The 16,548-nt window shown below is 44.6% G+C and carries 10 protein-coding genes; 7 read left to right on the forward strand and 3 right to left on the reverse strand.

Going from position 1 to position 16,548, the window contains the following annotated elements; translation table 11 throughout:
- Positions 1-69: 69 nt before the first annotated feature.
- Positions 70-1,365: a GntP family permease gene (locus ACYX4M_RS13735; RefSeq protein WP_476080521.1), complete on the reverse strand. Its 1,296-nt coding sequence runs from the start codon at positions 1,363-1,365 to the stop codon at positions 70-72.
- Positions 1,366-1,685: 320 nt separating this feature from the next.
- On the opposite strand from ACYX4M_RS13735, the gene ACYX4M_RS13740 reads away from it, so the two are divergent.
- The 3 genes from ACYX4M_RS13740 to ACYX4M_RS13750 all read left to right on the forward strand — a co-directional run bounded on the left by ACYX4M_RS13740 (position 1,686) and on the right by ACYX4M_RS13750 (position 5,934).
- Positions 1,686-4,064 carry a TonB-dependent receptor gene (locus ACYX4M_RS13740; RefSeq protein ID WP_476080522.1) on the forward strand — a complete coding sequence of 793 codons (2,379 nt, stop codon included), beginning with the start codon at positions 1,686-1,688 and terminating at the stop codon, positions 4,062-4,064.
- Positions 4,065-4,264: 200 nt separating this feature from the next.
- The gene (locus ACYX4M_RS13745) at positions 4,265-4,930 is read left to right on the forward strand and encodes a response regulator (protein ID WP_476080523.1); all 666 of its coding nucleotides are present in this window, start codon (positions 4,265-4,267) and stop codon (positions 4,928-4,930) included.
- A gap of 113 nt (positions 4,931-5,043) precedes the next feature.
- A complete protein-coding gene (locus ACYX4M_RS13750; protein ID WP_476080524.1) occupies positions 5,044-5,934 on the forward strand; it encodes an aspartyl protease family protein in 891 nt (296 codons plus the stop codon).
- Here the strand turns inward: ACYX4M_RS13750 and ACYX4M_RS13755 are convergent, their stop codons facing one another.
- Entirely contained in the window at positions 5,935-9,375 is a 3,441-nt protein-coding gene (locus ACYX4M_RS13755; RefSeq protein WP_476080525.1) for a PAS domain-containing hybrid sensor histidine kinase/response regulator, read from the reverse strand. It abuts the gene before it with no gap.
- Between the two features lie 232 nt (positions 9,376-9,607).
- Entirely contained in the window at positions 9,608-10,711 is a 1,104-nt protein-coding gene (locus ACYX4M_RS13760; RefSeq protein WP_476080526.1) for an L-dopachrome tautomerase-related protein, read from the reverse strand.
- Between the two features lie 371 nt (positions 10,712-11,082).
- On the opposite strand from ACYX4M_RS13760, the gene grpE reads away from it, so the two are divergent.
- The 4 genes from grpE (at position 11,083) to ACYX4M_RS13780 (ending at position 16,013) form a co-directional block, all read left to right on the forward strand.
- On the forward strand, positions 11,083-11,706 hold the full coding sequence (gene grpE, locus ACYX4M_RS13765; RefSeq protein WP_476080527.1) for a nucleotide exchange factor GrpE: 624 nt from the start codon (positions 11,083-11,085) through the stop codon (positions 11,704-11,706).
- A 116-nt stretch (positions 11,707-11,822) separates the two neighbouring features.
- Positions 11,823-13,751 carry a molecular chaperone DnaK gene (dnaK, locus tag ACYX4M_RS13770; RefSeq protein WP_461851163.1) on the forward strand — a complete coding sequence of 643 codons (1,929 nt, stop codon included), beginning with the start codon at positions 11,823-11,825 and terminating at the stop codon, positions 13,749-13,751.
- Positions 13,752-13,970: 219 nt separating this feature from the next.
- A complete protein-coding gene (gene dnaJ, locus ACYX4M_RS13775; RefSeq protein WP_015066791.1) occupies positions 13,971-15,104 on the forward strand; it encodes a molecular chaperone DnaJ in 1,134 nt (377 codons plus the stop codon).
- A 426-nt stretch (positions 15,105-15,530) separates the two neighbouring features.
- The gene (locus ACYX4M_RS13780) at positions 15,531-16,013 is read left to right on the forward strand and encodes a c-type cytochrome (protein WP_476080528.1); all 483 of its coding nucleotides are present in this window, start codon (positions 15,531-15,533) and stop codon (positions 16,011-16,013) included.
- The last annotated feature ends 535 nt before the right edge of the window (positions 16,014-16,548 follow it).

Below are 16,548 nucleotides of genomic sequence, written 5' to 3' on the forward strand. Positions count from 1 at the left end.
GTAGCCCTGGCTACGAATATATCAGCGCTAACCCTTCGCTCAATTTCGTTTTTGCCGGCTGAGCTCATGCTACATAAAGCTGAATAAGCCAATTGCCATTGCCAATCCAATCACTGGCACTACTACAGTCAGTGCACCCACAGCCCAATACGCTGCCTGATGGGTTTCGTTGCAAATGGCCCGTATGGTGGTCACTACATAGCCATTATGAGGTAAAGAATCCAACGCGCCAGATGATATAGACACAATTCTATGTAGCTGCTCTGGCTCTACGCCTTGGTCAAGGTAATGTGGAGCCACCAAGGGTAAGGCAATGGCTTGTCCGCCTGATGCACTGCCGGTCAACCCTGCAATAACACTCACTGCAATGGCGGCACCAATCAGTTCGTTACCAGGAATTTGGGTCATAAGCGCTACCGTTGTTTGAAACGCTTCGGTGTTTTTTGCAATAGAGCCAAACCCTACAACAGCGGCAGTGTTACCTATGGCAATCAATGCCCCAGTCGTCCCTGCATTTATGGCAGCTGGTAAACTGTGAAAATGCTTGTAGTTAATAGCCAGCAAACACAGCACGCCGCCGCCTAATGCAAGAATAAGGGCAAGCTGAGCTAGCTCTTCGTGGAATAAAAATGAAATGGCTAGTACAACCACTAAGGGCACAATGCCGGTAAGTGGGTGGGGGAGCGCTCTGTCTCGCACTTCAGGGTCGCTTGCTCTGGCTTCAAACACCTCGCCGTTATTAACGGCTTTTCTGATCATTTTAGCCAGCCACCAGTAGCCGAAGCATGCCATGAAAATGGCGACGATAAGGCTAACTTCCCATGCTGCAAAAGGTGAGGTGCCTAAATACTTTATAGGGATCCAGTTTTGAATCTCGGGCGAGCCCGCCGAGGTCATCGTAAATGTAACCGATCCAAACGCCATGGCTGCTGGAATAAAGCGGCGGGGCAGGTTGGCATCCTTAAACAAGCTTACCGCCATTGGGTAGACGGAAAACGCAACAACAAATACGCTTACACCACCGTAGGTCAAAATAGCGCAAGCTAGCACAACAGCTAACACAGCGCGCTTGTAACCAATCTTGGTGATGATCCAGCGAGAAACAGCATCCGCGGCCCCTGTATCCTCCATGAATTTACCGAATAATGCGCCAAGTAAAAACATGAAAAACCAAGAAGCAATGAAGCCTGAGAAACCGCTCATATAGGTTTGAACAAAATTCACATCGCCAGTGAATACGCCAATATTATTGGTGATGGCAACCACAAGTGCACACAAAGGTGCAGCAATAAAGAGGTTCATTCCGCGTATTGTCAAAACAATAAGCAACAACAGACCGCCTACTAAGCCAATCATACTTAACATAGTTATTATCCTTAAAAAATCTGTGACCGCAGATGATCCGAAACAGTTAAGTCGATTAAAGATTTGCTCACACCCAAAACCACAAAGTGTATGCAAATCAAATAAAAAGCATTCATAACAGACATAAAGTTTGACGTTACTTTTCTAAAAATCCCATAGTACGATGGTACTACATACTATTAACAATTAATTAACTAAAGTGATTTTGACCGTAGGCAATACACCCGACAGTGACGTGAGCCTGCTGATCTTTGAAGTACAGCATTTGAAGGACAGCAAAGACCAACAGGCCCTAAAACTTAGAACAACAAGGACTCACTATGTCTAAATCAACACACATTTATAGCTTGGTATCACCCTATCAATCGTATTCAGCCGCTGTTACGACAAAAGAACTTAATAGAGTTACAGTAAAACGTCCCATGCGTAGCTTATGTGCCCTTGCGGTGGCTAGCGTAATAAGTACAGCGCCAGTATTCGCACAGGATGATCAAGTCAATGCTGACGCACAAGAGCAAAAGGGAAAGCTAGAACGCATCGAGGTGACAGCGCGAAAAACTGTAGAGTCGCTACAGGAGACGCCGGTAGCTATCACGTCTATTGGTGCGGTTGAACTTGGCGAAAAAGGGATTAGCGTGCTGACTGAAGTGCAGCAGTTTTCGCCCAACACTACGCTACAAACCAGTCGCGGTACCAATTCCACTTTGACAGCATTTATTCGCGGATTAGGCCAACAAGACCCGCTATGGGGCTATGAACCCGGCGTAGGTATTTATGTGGATGATGTGTATATTGCTCGCCCACAAGGGGCCGTACTTGATTTGTTAGACGTACAGCGTATTGAGGTATTACGGGGCCCGCAGGGAACCCTTTACGGAAAGAACACCATTGGTGGGGCAGTTAAATACGTCACTAAAGAAATGACTGGCGATACGCAAATGAATGTTGAGGCTACCGTAGGCAGCTACAGTCAGCGAGATATTAGAGTGACCGGTCAAATTCCATTGATTGAAGATACGGTGTACCTTGGCGTGGGTTATGCCAATCTAAACCGCGATGGTTTCGGCGAATACTTAGTAAGCGCGTTGCCTAACCAAGACAAAGAAAACTATAACAAAGATCTTTGGGCAGCCCGTGTGACACTTGAGATTCATCCAAGCGAAGATCTATTTTTCCGCATTGGTTGGGATAAAACCGAAGATACATCAAACGCGAAAGGCGGCTATCGTTTAATTCCCAGTATTTTGACAGATGCGCCTGTACCTGATTCGGTTTTCGATTCCTATACTAGCCTTCCGACGTGGAATAAAGTTGAGTTAGAAGGCTATAATTGGCTTGCGCGATACCAAGTGAATGATGATTTAGAGCTTAAATATATTGGTTCGCACAGAGAAAGCTATTCACCTACCAACATCGATTTCGACAATACACCCTTGCCTATTTTCGATGTACCGGCAGAGTACGACGACAGTAACGATACTCATGAAATTCAAGCTAACTACATTGGAGATACTTTCAGCCTTGTCTCCGGTTTATACTTCTATGACGGTGAAAGCTGCGGAAACTTTGACGCAATCCTAGGTGTGCTCGGTCAATCATTAGGAGCGCCAGGATTAACCAGGGAGGTGACGGGCTGCAATAATTCAGAAAGCTGGGCTGCTTATGCGCAAATGAACTACGACGTTACCGATAAGCTATCGCTTTCTCTTGGTGCCCGTTACACCGATGAAGAAAAGAGCGCATTTGTAAACAACGGTTTGATATTTGCCAATGTTTATCCTTACACAGACTGGGTAGATGGCTATGTGCGCCCTGACGGACAGTTAGTTCCTCAGGTACTGGGGACAGACACTAATGGTGATGATGTCTTGGATGCGCCGGCTGTAGAAAGCTGGTCTCGCTTTACCCCGCGAGTGGGGCTGGAATATCAAATGAACCGCGATACCATGTTCTTCGCAAGTTACTCACAAGGCTTTAAGTCGGGCACCTTTAACCCTCGTGCTCAAACCAATGAGCCTGGTGTTGAACCTGAAGTCGTAGATAGCTTCGAAGTGGGCGTGAAAAGCGATTTAAGCGACGCGCTTCGTATGAATGTCACTTTATTTTCATATGATCACAAAGATCGTCAGTACATTGGTGTAGAAGGGGATTTGTCCGATCCTACCGCACTTGATCAGCGTCTGCGCAACGCAGCAGAAACTGCCGCCAAAGGTGCCGAGTTAGAAATGACGTGGGTAGCAACCGATAACCTGCAGTTTGATGTTGCTTACGGCTATATTGACTTCGAGATTAAGAAAAACAATGCCATTCCTCCGTTGATTGGCCTAGCCAGTACACCTGAGAATACCTTTAACTTTAATGCTAATTACTTTCTAGAAACGAGCTTCGGAGATATTACCTTCAACGCCAATTATTACTTCCGCGATGATTACCTTATCTTTGAAACCAGCGACCTTATTCAACAAGATGCTTACGGTATGGTGAATTTAAGCGCGCGCTTGGAGAGTGTTGAAGGCGACTGGTATGCCGGATTACATGTGAAAAACTTGACCGATGAAGAGTATCTGGTTGGTGGATATGACTTTGTCACACAAGACGGTGAGGGCAACTTTGGGCCAGGTCTCGGAGGCGATACAACACTTATCGGTTATTACGGTGATCCACGTACAGTGCATCTTACGGTAGGTTATCGATTCTAAACGATAGAGCTTAAGTAAACCTAACGACGTTCATCACGCCTAAGCCTTTGTGCTTAGGCGCGTTCGCTTTTACCCGATTGATACCTACGAGAATATTGGGGGGCGAAGGTCTTGTGTAACTAGTTACGCTACAGCATTAACCTTTTTAGGCCGGCGTGATAGTATGTTAATTAACAAGGTAGTTACAAGTTGATAGCATTATGTCCGTAAAAATTTTGATTGCTGACGATCATCCTTTGTTTAGGGCCGCTATGTGTCATGCATTAACTAGCGTGGAGCACCTAGAGCTTGTTGAGACGTCTACCTTCCCAAGTACCCTTTCTCATCTTGAGGAAGATCAAGACATAGACCTACTGTTCTTAGATCTTACCATGCCAGGCAACGAAGGGTTAAATGGCCTTGCACAAGTACATGCGCTATACCCTGATGTCCTAGTAGTGGTTATTACCGCACAAGAAGAACCCGACGTCATGGCAAAGTCGTTTGCACTAGGTGCAAGTGGTTTTATTCCTAAATCTGCCTCGGTTGAGTGCATTATTGACGCAGTAAATACAGTATTGGATGGGGAAACTTGGATACCTCCATCAGTTCAGATACCTTCGGGTTCGCTACAAAATTCAGCTGTCTCTGGTGCGAAAAGTGTATCCGACCAAGGTGATTTCACGGCTAGATTGAAACAACTCACGCCTCATCAGCTCAAAGTACTTCGCATGGTATCAGATGGCTTGCTCAATAAGCAGATTGCTTACGAACTCGACATTTCTGAGTCTACCGTTAAACAACATGTCTCTGCGGTGTTAAGAAAGCTTGGCGTGATTAATAGAACCAAGGCGGGCATAGCGTTCAAAAATGCGATGCATGTCTAGCGCCCTGGTTGTTAAAATTTAACGAATATTCTGTAGGAATAGTAGTCGCAAAAACTATGTGTTAGCTTTACTTCAGATAACCAAAAAATCAAAATTTAATAAAAAGGACTTTTATGAAGCGTTCTGCACTATTAATTGCTTTATTTCTCCCTCTCTTTTGCCGCGCTGCAGCTACTCACTGGACTGACTTTACACTCGACAGAGGCCACGTATTTTTACCTGTAACCATAGAGGGTATAGAGTCTCGCGTTATGCTCGATTCCGGCGCGCAGATAAACAGTATTAATAAAGCGTTCATTGGAAAACATGACCTTGAGTTAGATGGCGGAAGAGCGGTCAAGATTCAGGGAGTATATAAAATTGAGAAGCGAAGCACATTTAATAATGTGAAAGTAAATATATTTGGCTCAGATTTCGAACTCGATAGCTTGGTTGAAGGAAACCTAGGCCATCATTCAAACGGTCTGCTTTTAGGGGCAAGCTTTTTTCAAAACTTCATTGTTCAATTAGACTACCCCAACAAAAAAATGAGACTGATAACTAGAGACAGCGTGAATATGTACGATGTGGCTAATGTTCGCACTGTGGTCCAGCAGGGGAGTGGAATGCCTATTGCGGAAATTGAAATCAACGGTAAAGCACATTGGCTTCTTATTGACACAGGTAATTCGGGTTCATTATTTGTTGACAGAAAAGTGGCATCTAGAGTTGGTCTATTAGATAAAGTTGAGGCGACGTCGGAATCTTATGGAGTAAACGGTTCTGGTGTTAATGAGTTTGCAACAGCTGACACTGTCAAATTTGGGCCGTATGAGATCAGTGATGTTAAGGTGAGTTTTCCTACTGAAGGTCAAAAGACACATATAGAAAGCCAATACAAAGAATTAGGAAGCAGACTCGGTGGTAAGAAAGTCGTTGGACTCATTGGTTACGACCTGTTAAAAGACTTTGTTGTTACGTTGGAATATAGCACCGCTAAAATGCATATTGGATTGCCAGAGTAGTTATTTTTCAAGACCTTGTTTCAATAGACGTTTCAGCGCGAGCGGTTTTACAGGTTTCGGTAAGTAAGCCATACCTAGTGAAGCCGCTTCCTCCCGCACTTTATGACTACGATTAGCTGTAATGAGCAGCGTGCAATGGAACAAAAAGCCGTTTTGAGCAAGTAGGTCTGCACACTCAATGCCTTTCTCACCTGCATTAAGGTGATAGTCTGCAATTAGTACGTCAAAGCTTTTTCTAATAGGCAGGTTATCCTGCTGTCCTTTAATCCAGTAAATCTCAGCTCCCCAATCTCCTAGCAATGAACGCATTGCTGCTGCGACCTGATCATCATTCTCTATAAGCAATACAGAGCGCCCAAGTAAAAAAGCTGAAGGCGAATTGGCATTGAACTCAGAATTTTTTGATAGCTGAAAAGGTGGGTTATGAGCAATATGTTGGTGGTTGCATGGCTCAGGTGTATGCGCTAAATCTAGATGAATGGAGAAACAGCTGCCTCTCCCAATAGTTGATTCTAGTGATATTCGATGGCCTAGCAAGCGGCATATTCGTTCAACTATCGTTAAACCTAAACCGATGCCTTCACTACTATTTGGATTATCTAACTGATGGAATTCACTAAAAATGTTTTGTTGCTCATCGGCGGCGATACCATTACCGGTATCGCAGACTACTATTCTTATCTTTTTAGACTTTTGAATGTTTTCGTTTAAACATGCTGCTCTTCTTATACCGACTACTATCTTTCCCTTTGACGTATAGCGAACGGCATTGGACAGTAAATTTTGTACAACTCTTCTCAGTAAATTTTTATCGCTATATACAAATAAACTTGAGGGGATGTAGCTAAGGCTGAGTCCCTTTTGCTCAGCAATAATGCTGAATTCTTGAGCCAATGAAGATAAGATTTCATTCAAAGGAAAAATACTTCTTTGAACTTTTAATACACCAGCGTCTAGCTTAGTTATGTCCAGTAACATTGTAAGTATACTCTGAGCACTATCAAGCGAGTTGACGACTCCCTCAGACAGGTCTGCCATTTCACCGCCTTCAGTTTTTTTATTAAGCATCGAGGCAAACAACGCCGCCGCATTGAAAGGCTGCATTAAGTCATGGCCGGCAGCTGCGAGAAACTTCGTTTTACTCTCATTTGCCAGCACTGCCTGACGCCTAGCCTCCTCTAACTCTGCGGTGCGCATAGCTACCCGTTCCTCCAACTCCAATTTCGAGTTTTCGAGCTGCTGTTGAATTGCGATGTACTCAGTTATGTCACTGTAAGTAGTCACATATCCTCCACCAGGTAGCGGAGCGCCGTTTAATTCGATTACTTTTCCATCAGCTTGTTTTCTTATGAATTTGTGGCGACTACCATCCAACATAAAACTAACGCGTTTATCAATTTCAGACTGAATAGTGATAGATTCGGGCTCTATATTAGTGGAACTAAATAAACCGCGCTTGGCGTTGAAATTGAGTATTTCAGTGATAGACATGCCTGCTTTGAGAAATCCCTTGGGATAGGCAAAAAGCTCTACGTATCTATCATTCCATGCCAGCAACTGTAGTTTGTCATCAAGTACACTTATACCTTGCTCGATATTTTGCACAGACGATTGAAGTACTTCATGGTTGAATTGAAACGATTGGGACGCTTCTTCTACCCAATCAACCAGTTCAGGCAAGCTATCACTGCTGGTATTTGCAATCGCGCCCAATAAAATTCGCGCACTCGGTGCTCCCACTTGGGCGGCAAGCAGTTTGTTCACTCTGTCAATAAGAGCCTGACTTGCATATCCGCTGCTTGCGGCGCGGTTAACATCTACAGAAAGTTGCTGCACAAGTTGACTATGAGTACCGGTATCAAGAACACGTTCGGTAAGCGCTATTAAATCACGGACTTTTACGAGTAGATGAGGAGCACCGTCATGTGGTGTTTCTGCATTATTCTGTTTAGCGCCACGTTCTGATGTGATCAGCGCTACGGCAATAAAGGTTATGCAGTTGGCCATTAATGAATAAGCAAATCCCAGGCCCAAAGCTTGGTCAGTAGGTACTGGATTAAAATAGTAGCTAGACATTAAACTGGGGTAGAGTAGAAATACAGCCCAACAAACAAAGCCCACTAGCAATGCGCAAATAGCTGCAGTTTTCGTACTCCGTTGCCAGTAAATACCAAACATAAGTGCAGGCATAGATTGCCCCAATAAAGCAATGGCAATTACGCCGCTTTTCACCAAAGGCGCAGCTTGGCTAACATTTAAGTGATACCACAGTGCGATGCTAAGTACGATTAAAACGGTAAGTCGCCGGATAGAGAGAATATTGCTTGGCTCCATAGAGCGGTTTGGTGATGTTTTCAAGCGTGCTTTTAGCCAAAGTGGGGTGACCACATTATTAGAAATCATGATTCCAAGGGCTAGGGTAGCTACAATTACCATGCTGGTGGTAGCCGATAATCCCCCAATAAAAGCAAAGCCGGAAAGGGCGATGTTTTCGGTCGATAAGGGCAGGGCGAGTACGTAGGCATCTGAACTTACTGTTGCCGGAAGCAGCATTTTGCCGGCAAGGGCGATGGGGATAACAAACAACGTCATACCGAGTAGATAGAGTGGGAACAACCACCTTGCAGTACGAAGTTCGCTCTCACCATTTTGCTCGACAAAATTCATATGAAACTGCCTAGGTAGTACGAACATGGAACAAATGCCAAGAACTACATGTGATGCATAAACCCAGGGTGCGCTATCAGCGTAAATGACGTCTCTGGCACTGTCATTTGACGAGGCGTTAGAAACTAAATCTAAAACGCCATCGAATAAAAAGAAGCAAACAAAAACGCCTACTGCCAAAAGCGCCACAAGCTTTACCACCGACTCGAAAGCAATGGTTAGAAGTAATCCAGGATGCTTTTCCGTCAAGTTTAGCGTACGCGTACCAAAAGTTATGGCGAATATGGCCAGTAAACTTGCTACGTAAATACTTAACCATGGTGTGCTTGATTGTGGCTCTGCGGTAAGCAAATTTATCGATTTCGTAATGGCGTCTAACTGCAATGCTATATAGGGCACAACGCCAAAAAAGCATAGCAAAGTGATAAGTGCGGCGATTAGATGAGAGTGTTGGTACTTTAGTGAGATGAGGTCAGCTAGCGAACTAATGTTGTGTTGCTGGCATAATCGACTTATATGAAGCACTACAGGAAAGGCAAATGCCATGGTGAGCATAATGCCTAAATAGGTGGGAATAACTGCCCAGCCATATTGGGCAGCCTGCGACGTGGTGCCGAAGAAAGCCCAAGATGTACAGTGTACGCCAAGTCCTAGGCTATAAAGCACAGGGTGCTGCCGATTATCGCGTAAGTGCTTGTCGCCCCAAAATGCTAAAGCGAAAAGCGCGAGAAGGTAGAAACCGACAATAGTGCCTACCGTCCAGATACTTAGCATAGATATTCCATGTAGTAGATAGTTCGTGCAGTTGGACGCACAAATTAGTTCTCTCGAAAACTTATTTTATTCATACGTTTACATTAACACGGTTTTCACATGTGGCACATCTTCCAGTTTCCTCACATAAATTCAGTTATTAGTAAAAGTAAGGGGCTGATTGCCCCCCCCCCGAGACGATTAGAATAATTAGGGATAAATAGAGAGAATAGGTTTGATTCTCTATCTATATTTATTGCTCAAAGCGGAAGCGATAAAGCACATAGGGTGGCTTGGCATTACCTAGCCCTTGGCTGAAAGCTGGGTGCTGATGCAGCTGGTCTTGAGTGACGTAAACATAACCGTTGCTTGTTGCAAGGCTATCGGGCCAAGACAGGCGCTTATCTTGAATAAGCGTTTGATACTTTCCTTTAGTTGTTAACCCAACCGCGTTATTTTCTAAATCGGTGGCTAACACGCCGCCTCCTGGCGCTAGTGCAATACCGTCGCTAGGGTTTTTGGGGCCAAATACTTGGATAGATTTCTCTAGTTCATTGTCTGATAGCGACGTATCGGCGATAGCGGATGTTGATATTTGATAAATTTTGGTGCCGGTGAACGCGCCAAAATAAAGTGTGTCAGAGGCTGGGTCTAAGGCTATTGGATTTAAACCAAATTTAAGTGGGTTTGGTTTACCATCATCGGTTTTAGAGGCAAGTAGCGATGCTTCAATGACAAGCTCTCTATCTTCAGGCATAAGGTAAGAAGCGCTTTCTAATACGCGCTTAGATTCGCCCGTCTCGGTGTCTACGACAATAATTGCCGGCTTTGTTGCACCAGCAAAGTTGCCAAATGTCATGTCTGCGATATAAATTTTGTTGTGCTTTTCATCAATAACAAAGTCTTGAACAAACGAATTTGCTTTAAGTGCTTTGCTATCAAGTTCAATGGTTTTAAGCAGGGCATTTTCATTGCTATCCCACGCAACGAGTTTGGCTGGTGAGGTTTCACTTCCCATGTCTAGCATCCAGACAATGCCTTGACTATCGCTGTGTATACCAATAACGGCACTAAAGCCCACATCACCAGTTTCTGGGCCATCTGCCCAATCTAAATTAGGGAAGGGTTGTTTAGATCCATTAGCCATTACCTCAACAATCTTTAGCTTTGGATTATCAAGCGGGTGCATGCTAATGAGTAATCGGCCAGATGGAGTAATGGTAATACCTGCACCTCTCACATCTTCAAATGTGGTGACAGGCTCTAATGGGCCTACTTCAGTAGCAGCGAAGGCCACGCCGTTTAACATGCTTAGCCCAACAGTAGTAGCGATAACAAGTTGCTTTAATTTGATCATCTCTCTTCTCCAATTTTTGGTACGGGGTAAAAAGTCGGTACAGCTCAATTGCGACTGGCAGGAGAAGTGTAGAGATATAATTTGCAAACAGTAACAGGCTTGTTTTTGAATGTTTATCAAAAAATATTTGATAATAAAAGTGGGAAGCGAGAATTCAGGACGCTTCGTTTTAAACACATCACTTAGAGTCATGAGTAGTTTTTAAATTAAAACTAAAATTTCTCAGTATTTTTTAAAATCGTCCACAAAATTATTGTGGATACCCTTGATCACCTTAAAACTAGCCCCATAACTAAGCGCAACGAAGTTATTCCCAGTAATTTTAGTGTTATTGGGCATCGCCTAATTAAGAAAAACGTTTGGAGGTAGGCATGAGCGATAATCGCGACGTGCAGGCAGAACAGGAAAATACAGTAGATGAGACTGTAATTAATGCTGATGAAGCGCAGGTAGAAGCATCAGAAGCAGAAGGTGTAGAGCTAGACGAAAATGCGCAGCGCATTTACGAATTAGAAACCGCACTTTCTGAAGCGCAAGCAACCATTAAAGAGCAGCAGGATGGTGTACTTCGAGCTCGCGCAGATGCTGATAACGCACGTCGTCGCGCTGAAGGCGAAGTAGAAAAAGCGCGTAAATTTGCGCTTGAACGTTTTGCTGGCGAATTGCTTCCTGTTATCGATAACTTAGAGCGCGCTATCGAAATGACCGATGGTGATAATGAAGCTGTGAAGCCGCTTTTAGAAGGTGTGGAAATGACCCACAAAACTTTCTTAAGCACTATTGAGAAATTTGGATTAAGCCTTATTGATCCGCAGGGTGAAACCTTTAACCCTGATTTGCATCAGGCAATGTCTATGCAAGAAAGTGCAGACCACGAGCCAAATACAGTGATGGCTGTGATGCAGAAAGGTTATCAAATTAATGGTCGTTTGCTACGCCCTGCCATGGTTATGGTATCGCGTGCACCAAGCGGCGGTGTGGATACGCAGGCTTAAGACGCTTTTTGCGACGAACACACAAAAATGTCAGTTTTTTTACTGGCATCTATTGAAAAGACGGGGAATAACCCCACTAAAAGTACAGTATTAAGAAAATCATTCGGAGACACGAAATGGGTAGAATCATTGGTATCGACTTAGGTACAACGAATTCATGTGTCGCAGTTCTAGACGGCGACAAACCTCGCGTAATTGAAAACGCGGAAGGCGATCGTACAACACCTTCAATCATTGCTTACACAAACGATGGTGAAACACTTGTAGGTCAATCAGCGAAGCGTCAGGCGGTAACTAACCCTGAAAACACCTTATTCGCTATTAAGCGTCTAATTGGTCGTCGCTTCCAAGATAAAGAAGTACAGCGCGACATCGACATCATGCCTTTCAAAATTGTAGGTGCTGATAACGGTGACGCATGGGTAGAAGCGAAAGGCGAAAAAATGGCGCCTCCTCAGGTTTCTGCTGAAGTACTTAAGAAAATGAAGAAGACCGCTGAAGACTATCTTGGCGAGGAAGTAACTGGTGCAGTAATCACTGTTCCTGCCTACTTTAACGACTCTCAGCGTCAAGCGACTAAAGATGCAGGTCGTATCGCAGGTCTTGAAGTTAAGCGTATCATCAACGAGCCTACTGCTGCTGCTCTTGCTTACGGCATGGACAAAAAGCAAGGCGACAATGTTGTTGCGGTATACGACTTAGGTGGTGGTACCTTCGATATCTCTATCATAGAAATCGACGAAGTAGATGGCGAGCACACGTTTGAAGTACTAGCAACTAACGGTGACACACACCTTGGTGGTGAAGACTTCGATAACCGTGTTATTAACTACCTAGTTGAAGAGTTCAAGAAAGATCAAGGCATCGATCTTCGTAAAGATCCGCTTGCAATGCAGCGTCTTAAAGAAGCAGGCGAAAAGGCGAAAATCGAGCTTTCTTCTTCACAACAGACAGAAGTAAACCTGCCATACATCACGGCTGATGCGACTGGTCCTAAGCACTTAGCGATTAAGCTTACTCGTGCAAAACTTGAGTCTTTGGTTGAAGACCTAGTGAAAAACTCGCTTAATCCGCTGAAGCAAGCACTAGCTGATTCAGACCTATCTGTAGGCGACATCAACGACATCATCCTTGTCGGTGGTCAAACGCGTATGCCGCTAGTACAGAAGTATGTAACTGAGTTCTTCGGCAAAGAGCCACGTAAAGACGTAAACCCTGATGAAGCAGTAGCGGTAGGTGCGGCAATTCAAGGTGGTGTACTTTCTGGTGACGTTAAAGACGTACTACTTCTAGACGTAACACCTTTGTCTCTAGGTATCGAGACAATGGGTGGTGTAATGACTGCGCTTATCGAGAAAAACACGACTATCCCTACTAAGAAGTCGCAAACGTTCTCTACAGCGGAAGACAACCAGTCTGCGGTAACAGTACACGTACTACAAGGTGAGCGTAAGCAATCAAGCGGCAACAAGTCTCTTGGTCAGTTCAACCTTGAAGGCATTCGTCCAGCAGCGCGCGGTGTGCCGCAAATCGAAGTTACTTTCGACCTAGATGCTGACGGTATCCTACACGTGTCTGCGAAAGATAAAGACACAGGTAAAGAGCAGAAGATCACCATTAAAGCCTCTTCAGGCCTAAGCGATGAAGAAGTAGAAAAAATGGTAGCGGATGCAGAAGCGAACAAAGAAGCGGATGCGAAGTTCGAAGAGCTAATTCAAGCGCGTAACCAAGCTGATGGTATGATCCACGCTACACGTAAGCAGCTTGAAGAAGTTGGCGATGCACTAAGTGCAGAAGACAAAGCGCCAATTGAAGAAGCCCTTACTGCGCTAGAAACAGCGTCTAAAGGCGAAGACAAAGCGGAAATCGAAGCGAAAACGCAAGAACTTATTCAGGCGTCTAGCAAGCTGATGGAAGCGGCGCAAGCTCAACAAGCAGCAGCTGGTGGCGCAGAAGGCGCTGAGCAGCAAGCTTCTTCTGGTCAAGCAAACGATGACGTTGTTGACGCAGAATTTGAAGAAGTGAAAGACGACGACAAGAAGTAAACTGTTGTGATTAGCCCGGCGCGCCGGGCTGTGTAAGCAGTTCAGGCGCAACAGGATATTCTTGTTGCGCCTTTGTTGTGTAAATAACTTGGTGCAAATAGCTTGGTTTAAATGACCTAGCGTTATTAAAAACCTAGTCAGGTTATTTTCACAACAGTCAGATGTAGATTCGACGAGCATTACATGCTTGTCGACAAAAAAGTAGGATATGTAAACGATATGTCGAAACGAGACTACTACGAAGTACTCGGGGTAGATAAAAGCGCGGGCGAACGTGAAATTAAAAAAGCGTACAAAAAGCTTGCGATGAAGTATCACCCTGACCGTACGCAAGGCGATAAAGGCCTGGAAGATAAGTTTAAAGAAATCCAGGAAGCCTACGAAATTCTGTCAGATTCGCAGAAGCGTGCAGCATACGACCAATACGGCCACGCAGGTGTAGATCCAAACCGCGGTGGCGGCGGCTTCGGTGGTGGTGCCGACTTCGGCGATATCTTTGGCGATGTTTTTGGTGATATCTTTGGCGGCGGTGGTCGCGGTGGACGTCAGTCGCGTGCTCGTCAAGGTTCAGACTTACGTTACAACCTAGAGCTAAGTTTAGAAGAAGCAGTTCGCGGTAAGAGCGTTGATATTCGCGTACCTACGCTGGTCGAATGTGACGTGTGCGACGGCTCAGGCGCGAAAAAAGGTTCTTCACCTAAAACCTGTCCAACCTGCCACGGCAACGGTCAGGTTCAAATGCGCCAAGGTTTCTTTGCTGTACAGCAAACCTGTCCGACTTGTTCAGGCAAGGGCAAGATTATTGAAGATCCTTGTAACAGCTGTCACGGTCATGGTCGCAAAGAAAAGACTAAGACTCTTAATGTTAAGATCCCTGCAGGCGTAGACACAGGAGACCGTATTCGTCTTTCTGGCGAAGGCGAAGCGGGCGAGAATGGTGCTCCAGCGGGTGACCTGTACGTACAAGTACACGTTCGTGAACACGACATCTTCCAACGGGACGGCAACAACCTGTATTGTGAAGTACCGCTAAGCTTTACTACAGCAGCACTCGGCGGCGAACTTGAAGTACCTACTTTAGACGGTAAAGTTAAGCTGAAAATTAGCGCCGAAACGCAGACTGGCCGCATGTTCCGTTTACGTGGTAAAGGCGTGAAGTCAGTGCGAAGTGGCGCTATGGGCGACTTGATGTGCAAGGTTGTGGTTGAAACACCAGTTAACTTGTCATCACGTCAAAAAGAGCTTCTGCAAGAGCTAGAAGAGTCAATGGGCAAAGCGTCGAGCAAGCACAGCCCGAAAGCGCAAGGTTTCTTCGACGGTGTGAAGAAATTCTTTGACGACTTAACTAACTAGTTTTTTGCTCCTATCTAGTTTCAAACGCCCTCATTTATGAGGGCGTTTTTGTATCTGAGTGCCTCTTTCCCCGAACCTACAGTTTGTTCGGATGGCTTTAATCTTTAAACGAGATAATATTGAGTATCTGTTCGAAACTGTACTTTGTGAGAGTAGGGTGAGTGTCTGTCCGAAACTGTACTTTGTGAGAGTAGGGTGAGTGTCTGTCCGAAACTGTACTTTGTAAAGGTGAAGTAAGTGGGTGTCCCTTTTCATTAGGATATTAGTTGATAGTGGGCTTGGTGCGGCTAATCCCTTGAATACGCTTGTTCACCGTTAAATTTCTTGCGCTAAAACGAACTATTCGTCACGATAGACTCACAAGTAAAAGATAAAATATCTGCAAACGTAGTAGCAGATAACCAGTAATTAAAAAAGGGAACAGGCATGAGACTATTTAATAAAGCAATGTTCGTAGCAGTAACCGTTGGAGCAGTGATTTCAGGCTCAGCGACAGCTGAAGTTATGGAAGCTTCATCTGAAAAACACGCTAAAGCAGCAACTCAGTACCGCCAAGCTGTTTTTCAATTAGTTCGAAGCAACATGGGCCCGTTGGGTGGTATGGCCAAAGGCGCGCTTCCGTTCAATGAAAGCGTAATGCAAACCAACGCTGTACGTCTTGAGCAGCTTGCCGACATGATGGGTGACTATCTAGCCGTCGACACACGTAAGTTTGACGTAGAAACTGGTGCAAAGGATGAAATATGGGAAGACTTCTCAGATGTAGAAAAGAAAGTGATGGCGCTTAAAACGGCCGCACAAGGTCTTCAAGCTGCAGTGGATGCGGGTGACAAGAGCGCGTATCGCGGTGCTATTGGTAAAATAGGGGCAAGCTGTAAGTCTTGCCACGATGACTACAAAAAAGACTAATTTCTAGGTGCTGTTGAGGTCAGTGCTCCACCACTTTTCAGCAGCACCCATTCTTTCAGCGCCTATCACTTTCAGTGGGCATTTCGAGGCGTGGTAATACTAAGATTCTTGTTTTATAAGACAGTGGCAAGCAATCAAGGCTTATTTTCTCTCTATTTCATCAAACTCTTTGACTTTATCGAGCGTGCCTATCTATTGTTTATAATCTGCTGGAAATATGAACAGATTTTGTTTATGTTTAAAGAATTAACGAACGTATAAATAAATCTAATAACGATAAATAGCTTACCTATAAAGGTACCGAGATGGGTGTTTTTTGTAAGGTAACGTGTCACTGTTGAAAAATAACTAAGCGTTTTAGCGTCCGGCAATCCTCCAAATGTTTTTGGTGTAGGTAAATTGGCTGCGCTTTATATTCGCTGAGTTTTTTTGTTTTTGAGGACTTGCTTAGATGGATTTACGCAGTGAACGCATGCTTTCCACAATACGGGTAACCCAGAATAGTATTTCTGCGTTACTTACTGAAAGTAGGCAT

The sequence above is a fragment of the Alteromonas sp. ABV4_150 genome (genome assembly GCF_056311745.1).

Coding starts and splice junctions, on each gene's coding strand:
- ACYX4M_RS13780 (WP_476080528.1), top strand. CDS start 15,531: ATGAGACTATTTAATAAAGCAATGTTCGTAGCAGTAACCGTTGGAGCA.
- grpE (WP_476080527.1), top strand. CDS start 11,083: ATGAGCGATAATCGCGACGTGCAGGCAGAACAGGAAAATACAGTAGAT.
- ACYX4M_RS13740 (WP_476080522.1), top strand. CDS start 1,686: ATGTCTAAATCAACACACATTTATAGCTTGGTATCACCCTATCAATCG.
- ACYX4M_RS13760 (WP_476080526.1), bottom strand. CDS start 10,711: ATGATCAAATTAAAGCAACTTGTTATCGCTACTACTGTTGGGCTAAGC.
- ACYX4M_RS13755 (WP_476080525.1), bottom strand. CDS start 9,375: ATGCTAAGTATCTGGACGGTAGGCACTATTGTCGGTTTCTACCTTCTC.
- dnaJ (WP_015066791.1), top strand. CDS start 13,971: ATGTCGAAACGAGACTACTACGAAGTACTCGGGGTAGATAAAAGCGCG.
- ACYX4M_RS13745 (WP_476080523.1), top strand. CDS start 4,265: ATGTCCGTAAAAATTTTGATTGCTGACGATCATCCTTTGTTTAGGGCC.
- dnaK (WP_461851163.1), top strand. CDS start 11,823: ATGGGTAGAATCATTGGTATCGACTTAGGTACAACGAATTCATGTGTC.
- ACYX4M_RS13735 (WP_476080521.1), bottom strand. CDS start 1,365: ATGTTAAGTATGATTGGCTTAGTAGGCGGTCTGTTGTTGCTTATTGTT.
- ACYX4M_RS13750 (WP_476080524.1), top strand. CDS start 5,044: ATGAAGCGTTCTGCACTATTAATTGCTTTATTTCTCCCTCTCTTTTGC.